The sequence below is a fragment of the Streptococcus sp. 1055 genome, from assembly GCF_013276815.1.
GTDB lineage: Bacteria > Bacillota > Bacilli > Lactobacillales > Streptococcaceae > Streptococcus > Streptococcus pseudopneumoniae.
In genome coordinates, this window is sequence record NZ_VMLT01000102.1 from 1 (window position 1) to 7888 (window position 7888).

General features: G+C 40.0%; 7 protein-coding genes and 1 pseudogene. All 8 read left to right on the plus strand.

The window, feature by feature from the left end; genetic code table 11:
- Positions 1-143 precede the first annotated feature (143 nt).
- A complete protein-coding gene (locus HT699_RS08735) occupies positions 144-974 on the plus strand; it encodes an amino acid ABC transporter substrate-binding protein (RefSeq protein WP_061477697.1) in 831 nt (276 codons plus the stop codon).
- 153 nt (positions 975-1127) lie between these two features.
- Positions 1128-1982, plus strand: a complete 855-nt coding sequence (locus HT699_RS08740; RefSeq protein WP_172934279.1) for a MetQ/NlpA family ABC transporter substrate-binding protein — start codon at positions 1128-1130, stop codon at positions 1980-1982.
- A 99-nt stretch (positions 1983-2081) separates the two neighbouring features.
- Entirely contained in the window at positions 2082-3455 is a 1374-nt protein-coding gene (locus HT699_RS08745) for a M20/M25/M40 family metallo-hydrolase (RefSeq protein WP_050223309.1), read from the plus strand.
- Positions 3448-4509, plus strand: coding sequence for a methionine ABC transporter ATP-binding protein (locus HT699_RS08750; RefSeq protein WP_172934280.1), 1062 nt, complete (start codon positions 3448-3450; stop codon positions 4507-4509). Before HT699_RS08745 ends, HT699_RS08750 begins: the two co-directional genes overlap by 8 nt.
- A gap of 1 nt (position 4510) precedes the next feature.
- The gene (locus tag HT699_RS08755) at positions 4511-5203 is read left to right on the plus strand and encodes a methionine ABC transporter permease (protein ID WP_000444647.1); all 693 of its coding nucleotides are present in this window, start codon (positions 4511-4513) and stop codon (positions 5201-5203) included.
- Between the two features lie 219 nt (positions 5204-5422).
- Positions 5423-6202 (plus strand): Rgg/GadR/MutR family transcriptional regulator, encoded by a 780-nt coding sequence (locus HT699_RS08760; RefSeq protein ID WP_240149889.1) that lies wholly within the window; start codon positions 5423-5425, stop codon positions 6200-6202.
- Positions 6203-6387: 185 nt separating this feature from the next.
- Positions 6388-7632 (plus strand): transporter, encoded by a 1245-nt coding sequence (locus HT699_RS08765; protein ID WP_172934281.1) that lies wholly within the window; start codon positions 6388-6390, stop codon positions 7630-7632.
- 22 nt (positions 7633-7654) lie between these two features.
- Positions 7655-7873, plus strand: a pseudogene (locus HT699_RS08770) (hypothetical protein); the annotation flags it as partial.
- Positions 7874-7888: the final 15 nt, after the last annotated feature.

A 7888-nucleotide genomic window follows, 5' to 3' on the forward strand; every position in this document is an offset into this window, starting at 1 on the left:
CTAGCTTTCTAGTTTGCTCTTTGATTTTCATTGAGTATAAATCAGCCATAAAGAAAACCTATCACAGATATAGATATCATATAATGGCGTAAATGGTCTTTTTCTGTTAAGATTATAAGGTATTCTATTTTGGAGGAAATGACATGAAAAAAATCGTTAAATACTCATCTCTTGCTGCTTTAGGGCTTGTTGCTGCAGGTGTTTTAGCAGCTTGCTCAGGTGGTGCTAAGAAAGAAGGAGAAGCAGCTAGCAAGAAAGAAATTATCGTTGCAACCAATGGCTCGCCAAAACCATTTATCTATGAAGAAAATGGCGAATTGACTGGTTACGAGATTGAAGTCGTTCGCGCTATCTTTAAAGACTCTGACAAGTATGATGTCAAATTTGAAAAGACAGAATGGTCAGGTGTATTTGCTGGTCTTGACGCTGACCGTTACAATATGGCTGTCAACAATCTGAGCTACACTAAAGAACGTGCGGAAAAATACCTTTATGCCGCACCAATTGCCCAAAACCCTAATGTCCTTGTAGTGAAGAAAGATGACTCTAGTATCAAGTCTCTCGCTGATATCGGTGGAAAATCGACGGAAGTCGTTCAAGCCACTACCTCAGCTAAGCAGTTAGAAGCATACAACGCTGAACACCCGGACAACCCAACTATCCTTAACTATACTAAGGCAGACTTCCAACAAATCATGGTACGTTTGAGCGATGGCCAATTTGACTATAAGATTTTTGATAAAATCGGTGTTGAAACAGTAATCAAGAACCAAGGTTTGGACAACTTGAAAGTTATCGAACTTCCAAGTGACCAACAACCGTACGTTTACCCACTTCTTGCTCAAGGTCAAGATGAGTTGAAATCATTTGTAGACAAACGCATTAAAGAACTCTACAAAGATGGAACGCTTGAAAAATTGTCTAAACAATTCTTCGGAGACACTTACCTACCGGCAGAAGCTGATATTAAATAATTTCTTGAAATCATCCATTCTGAATAAGATGGGTGATTTCTCAGTTCTTAGATATATAGTTTTAAACTATATATCTGACTATCTAATAACAATTTGTGAAATAAAACAAAGTATGAGATACTAGTACGGTATTATTTTTAAGGAGAAAGAATCATGAAAATCAAAAAATGGCTTGGTCTAGCAGCCCTTGCTACAGTCGCAGGTTTGGCTCTTGTAGCTTGCGGAAACTCAGAAAAGAAAGCAGACAATGCAACAACTATCAAAATCGCAACTGTTAACCGTAGCGGTTCTGAAGAAGCTCGTTGGGATAAAGTTCAAGAATTGGTTAAGAAAGACGGAATCACTTTGGAATTTACAGAGTTCACAGACTACTCACAACCAAACAAGGCAACTGCTGATGGCGAAGTAGACTTGAACGCTTTCCAACACTATAACTTCTTGAACAACTGGAACAAAGAAAACGGGAAAGACCTTGTAGCGATTGCTGATACTTACATCTCTCCAATCCGCCTTTACTCAGGTTTGAATGGAAGTGACAACAAGTACACTAAAGTAGAAGACATCCCAGCAAACGGAGAAATCGCTGTACCGAACGATGCTACAAACGAAAGCCGTGCGCTTTACTTGCTTCAATCAGCTGGCTTGATTAAATTGGACGTTTCAGGAACTGCTCTTGCAACAGTTGCTAACATCAAAGAAAATCCAAAGAACTTGAAAATCACTGAATTGGATGCTAGCCAAACAGCTCGTTCATTGTCATCAGTTGACGCTGCTGTTGTAAACAATACCTTCGTTACAGAAGCAAAATTGGACTACAAGAAAGCACTTTTCAAAGAACAAGCTGATGAAAATTCAAAACAATGGTACAACATCATCGTTGCGAAAAAAGATTGGGAAACATCACCAAAAGCTGATGCTATCAAGAAAGTGATCGCAGCTTACCATACAGATGAAGTGAAAAAAGTTATCGAAGAAACATCAGACGGTTTGGATCAACCAGTTTGGTAATAAGAAACAGGGAGGTGGGAGAGAGAATTCCACCTCTTGCTTTTGTATAGAGCATGGATTGTAAAGAAGACTATAGTTTCATAGAAAGGTAGAGAGAATATGGTTTTTCCTAGTGAACAAGAACAGATTGAAAAATTTGAAAAGGATCATGTAGCCCAGCATTATTTTGAGGTTTTGCGTACCTTGATTTCTAAGAAGTCGGTCTTTGCCCAGCAGGTTGGACTTAAGGAAGTCGCAAACTATCTGGGTGAGATTTTCAAGCGTGTGGGGGCTGAAGTGGAGATTGATGAGACTTACACGGCGCCTTTTGTCATGGCGCATTTCAAGAGTTCACGTCCAGATGCCAAGACCCTGATTTTCTATAACCACTATGACACTGTGCCAGCGGACGGAGATCAGGTCTGGACAGAGGATCCCTTTACGCTTTCGGTGCGCAATGGTTTCATGTATGGACGTGGGGTTGATGACGACAAGGGTCATATCACAGCTCGTTTGAGTGCTTTGAGAAAATACATGCAGCACCACGATGACCTGCCTGTCAATATCAGTTTTATCATGGAGGGAGCGGAGGAATCGGCTTCGACAGACCTGGATAAGTATTTGGAAAAGCATGCGGATAAACTCCGTGGGGCGGATTTGTTGGTCTGGGAACAAGGAACCAAAAATGCCTTGGAACAGCTGGAAATTTCTGGTGGAAATAAGGGGATTGTGACCTTTGATGCCAAGGTGAAAAGTGCTGATGTGGATATCCACTCGAGTTATGGTGGGGTTGTGGAATCAGCTCCTTGGTATCTCCTCCAAGCCTTACAGTCTCTTCGTGCTGCGGATGGCCGTATCTTGGTTGAAGGTTTGTACGAAGAAGTACAAGAGCCAAATGAACGAGAAATGTCCTTGGTGGACACTTACGCTCAACGCAATCCAGGGGAAATCAGCCAGATTTATGGTTTGGAATTGCCTCTCTTACAAGAGGAGCGTGCAGCCTTTCTAAAACGTTTCTTTTTTGAACCAGCTCTTAATATCGAAGGGATTCAGTCAGGTTATCAAGGGCAAGGGGTTAAGACTATTTTGCCAGCAGAAGCTAGCGCTAAGTTAGAAGTTCGTTTGGTTCCTGGTCTAGAACCGCATGATGTTCTGGAAAAAATTCGGAAACAGCTAGACAAAAATGGCTTTGATAAGGTAGAATTATACTATACCTTGGGAGAGATGAGCTATCGAAGCGATATGAGCGCACCAGCCATTCTCAATGTGATCGAGTTGGCCAAGAAATTCTATCCACAGGGCGTTTCAGTCTTGCCGACGACAGCGGGGACAGGACCTATGCATACGGTCTTTGATGCCCTAGAGGTGCCAATGGTGGCCTTCGGTCTAGGAAATGCCAACAGCCGAGACCACGGTGGAGATGAGAACGTGCGAATCGCCGATTACTACACCCATATTGAATTAGTAGAGGAGCTGATTAGAAGCTATGAGTAGAGATATTATCAAGTTAGATCAGATCGATGTGACTTTTCACCAAAAGAAGAGAACCATCACAGCGGTCAAGGATGTGACCATTCACATCCAAGAAGGGGATATTTACGGAATTGTTGGATATTCTGGAGCAGGGAAATCAACCCTTGTACGGGTGATTAATCTCTTGCAAAAGCCATCTGCAGGGAAAATTACCATTGACGATGATGTGATTTTTGATGGCAAGGTGGCCTTGACGGCAGAGCAGTTACGTCGTAAACGTCAAGATATCGGGATGATTTTCCAGCATTTTAACCTGATGAGCCAGAAGACTGCAGAGGAGAATGTAGCCTTTGCCCTTAAACACTCTGGACTCAGCAAGGAAGAAAAGAAGGCTAAAGTAGCTAAGTTGTTGGACTTGGTTGGCTTGGCGGATCGTGCTGAAAACTACCCTTCACAACTATCTGGAGGGCAAAAACAGCGTGTAGCCATTGCGCGTGCCTTGGCAAATGATCCAAAAATCTTGATTTCAGACGAGTCAACTTCTGCCCTTGATCCGAAGACAACCAAGCAGATTTTGGCCTTGTTGCAAGATTTGAACCAAAAATTAGGCTTGACTGTTGTCTTGATTACGCATGAAATGCAGATTGTCAAAGACATTGCCAACCGTGTGGCGGTTATGCAGGATGGGCATTTGATTGAAGAGGGTAGTGTGCTTGAAATCTTCTCAGACCCTAAACAACCTTTGACTCAAGACTTTATCTCAACAGCTACAGGTATTGACGAAGCCATGGTCAAAATCGAGAAGCAAGAAATCGTGGAACACTTGTCTGAAAACAGTCTCTTGGTGCAACTCAAGTACGCTGGAGCTTCAACAGACGAGCCACTTTTGAATGAATTGTACAAGCATTACCAAGTAATGGCTAATATTCTCTATGGGAATATCGAAATTCTCGATGGTACTCCTGTTGGAGAATTGGTGGTGGTCTTGTCAGGTGAAAAAGCAGCCTTGGCAGGTGCCCAAGAAGCCATTCGTCAAGCAGGTGTACAACTAAAAGTATTGAAGGGAGTACAGTAAGATGGAATCATTGATTCAAACCTATTTACCAAATGTCTATAAAATGGGTTGGGCTGGTCAGGCAGGCTGGGGAACGGCTATCTACTTAACTCTTTATATGACAGTTCTTTCCTTCATTATCGGAGGCTTCTTGGGGCTAGTGGCAGGTCTCTTTCTCGTCTTGACAGCGCCAGGTGGTGTCTTGGAGAATAAAGTCGTCTTCTGGATTTTAGATAAGATTACTTCCATTTTCCGTGCGGTACCATTTATCATTCTCTTGGCAGTCTTGTCACCCTTCTCTCATCTAATCGTAGGAACAAGCATTGGTCCAAATGCAGCTATCGTACCCCTATCTTTTGCAGTCTTTGCCTTCTTTGCCCGTCAAGTGCAGGTTGTCTTGGCTGAGCTAGATGGTGGTGTCATTGAGGCGGCTCAAGCTAGCGGAGCGACTTTCTGGGACATCGTGGGTGTTTACCTATCAGAAGGTCTTCCAGACTTGATCCGCGTGACAACTGTGACCTTGATTTCTCTTGTTGGGGAAACAGCTATGGCTGGTGCGGTTGGAGCCGGCGGTATTGGTAACGTAGCCATCGCTTATGGATTTAACCGTTACAATCACGATGTGACTATCTTGGCAACCATCATTATCATTTTGATTATCTTTGCAATCCAATTCTTGGGAGATTTCTTGACTAAGAAATTGAGCCATAAATAAAGAGAATTAGGCAATCTGTACATCATTCATAGGAGTTATCGTTATAGTCAAGACTTAAAATTCTCTGTACTGGTTGCTATCAACCGTTACTTTTATGAGTAAAAGAGTTAAGAATTGTGGGGAGTCAATATGCAAAATCTGGGAGAAGTTTTTAAAGAATTGAGAAAGAGCCGGAATGTATCTCTACAGGAGGCGACGGGAGGAGAGTTTACTTATTCCATGTTGAGCAAATTTGAGCGTGGAGAAGCAGACCTATCATCTATGAAATTGATTACTGCCTTAGATAACATCCACTCTGATTTGAATGAATTTATGTACTTGGTACGTGGTTTTTCTCAGAAAAAGGTTCTGGCTTTTCAAGAAAATCTTTGGGATCTATATGACAGAGAAGGGATTGATTCTCTCCATTCCTTGTATGAAGAGATGACTCAAAAGTATAGGTCAAGTGGTGAAACAAGCTATCTTTTACAAATGATTCGTATCAAAAGCCTTCTTGTGTTTTTTGATTCAAAAATAAGGGCAACGGATGAAGAACTGACTTTTCTCTATGACTATTTTTTTACTATTGACATCTGGGGAAATTATGAATTGGAACTATTTTCAACGATTTCTACTTTGTTTCCTCTGCCCCTCTATTTTAAATATTCTAGGGAGATGTTACAAAAGACGGATTTATTAGGCTCTTTACCTAGTAACAAAGTTGGTATTGACACCATTTTAATTAATGGACTCTTTAAAGCGATAGAGGAAAAGGATAAATTAAAAGCAGATTATTTTATCTTTCAGATTGAAAAACGAGAATTGCCAGAATCTCAAGCTTATCTTAAAATCATTTATATGATTGCTAAAGGGTATTATGATACTATTTTTAATGTAAAAAATAAGGGTCTTGAGAAAATCCAGAGAGGCATTACAATCTTACAAGATTTAGAGTATGTAGATGGTGCAAGATACTATGAAAACTATTTTGCAAATCAGCTTTCAAATAAAGATTTGTAATATATTCTCGTTACATCGACTGATGAAAAATAAATGGATTTGTAGATGGAGTGATAAATAGCAGTATCTAGGAGCTAGAGTTCCTATTTTCAGAAAAAATATATTACAAAAAAGTGGGGAGTCCCGCTTTTTTTGTTATACTGGCTTCAATAGAATACTCTTTGAAATATGGAGAAAGGCCTGTTATGAAACTATTCTTAAGACATCATTTATTTAGAATACTGACCTTATCGAGGTTTTTGAGCTCAAGTGGAGCTTATATTTATAATCTGGTATTTATCGTTTATGCTGCGAGTCTACCCTTTAAAAATATAGCTGTATTTATGGCGAATATGATTACGATTTTACCTTTCCTATTTACTTTTTATGTTGGGATTAAGGCGGATCATACTCGGAATAAAGCAGGGACAATTATCTGGGTTGGTTGTGTGCAAAGTCTCCTATTTCTTTTGATTGCTAGTGTGATTCATGATCAGAACTTCGTAACGTTTGCTGTTATCTGTATGGTTAATATCTGTTCGGATATTTTATCAGATTATACAGCAGGCCTTCGTATGCCGATTATCCAGCATAATATTTCGGAAGATAAGCTCTATGAAGCTTATTCCTTTACTCAGTTTGTCTCCTATTTATCAAATCTAGGAGGTCAAGCCTTAGGAGTGTGGTTACTCACAACCAGCAATCAAAATTTTTCTTTTGTTGCAATTGTGAATGCTGGCTTCTTTTTACTATCTTCTCTTATTTTGTTCAAAAATAGAAGAGAATTGACGTATTTGTCTGTAACGGTAGAGAATGAGTCGATTAGTTTACTTCAACAAGTTAAGGCAATCTATGCGGACATGGATGATATCTTTAGGCAAAGAGAAAGTAAATCTTTGTTTAAAATGATCCTTGTCATTTTGGTAATGAATACTTTGGGAGGAGCTGTTGGAGGTATTTATCACTTTTACTTATTAGACCATACTATCTATCATCTCAGCTATGCTCAAGCCCTATTTTTAATTGAATGTGTTAGCTTGGGAGGAGCTATTCTTGGTAGCCTAACCCCCAATGATTATTTTGGGAAATTGTCGTTTTCAAGTTTGCTATCGCTCAATGCAAGTCTGTTTGTCTTGCTTGCTACTGCTAATATTTTAGATTTTTCTCCTCTAGTAGGTGTTGCCTGCTTAACCTTTGTTATGTATTTGATGTCGAAATCAATGCCTAAATTAGATACTCTGTTATTGTCTAATTTGAGCGCGGATGTATTAGCTCGAAGTAATAATCTCTTGAGTATGATTGTTTCCCTAACATTACCTTTGGGGATGTCTGTATTTTCCTTCTTAGCTTTGCAAGATATCAGGCTTTGTTGGTGGGTATTTTTGGTAGTGAGTGTGATAGGGTTGATTTTATCACTAGAAAAAAGAAGTTTTTCAGGTAAAAAAGTTTAACCTAGGCAAATCAGGCTTACTAGAAGGTCTTCCAGATTTGATTCGTGTGACGACTGTAACCTTGATTTCCCTTGTTGGGGAAACAGCTATGGCTGGTGCGGTTGGAGCTGGCGGTATTGGTAACGTAGTCATCGCTTATGGATTTAACCGCTACAATCACGATAAAACTATCTTGGCAACCATCATTATCATTTTGATTATCTTTAAATTCATACTCAATGAAAATCAAAGAGCAAAGTAGGAAACTAGCCGCAGG

Bases quoted from the DNA above. Each gene is read 5' to 3' on its own strand.
- HT699_RS08735 (WP_061477697.1), top strand. From the start codon at position 144: ATGAAAAAAATCGTTAAATACTCATCTCTTGCTGCTTTAGGGCTTGTT.
- HT699_RS08740 (WP_172934279.1), top strand. From the start codon at position 1,128: ATGAAAATCAAAAAATGGCTTGGTCTAGCAGCCCTTGCTACAGTCGCA.
- HT699_RS08745 (WP_050223309.1), top strand. From the start codon at position 2,082: ATGGTTTTTCCTAGTGAACAAGAACAGATTGAAAAATTTGAAAAGGAT.
- HT699_RS08750 (WP_172934280.1), top strand. From the start codon at position 3,448: ATGAGTAGAGATATTATCAAGTTAGATCAGATCGATGTGACTTTTCAC.
- HT699_RS08755 (WP_000444647.1), top strand. From the start codon at position 4,511: ATGGAATCATTGATTCAAACCTATTTACCAAATGTCTATAAAATGGGT.
- HT699_RS08760 (WP_240149889.1), top strand. From the start codon at position 5,423: ATGTTGAGCAAATTTGAGCGTGGAGAAGCAGACCTATCATCTATGAAA.
- HT699_RS08765 (WP_172934281.1), top strand. From the start codon at position 6,388: ATGAAACTATTCTTAAGACATCATTTATTTAGAATACTGACCTTATCG.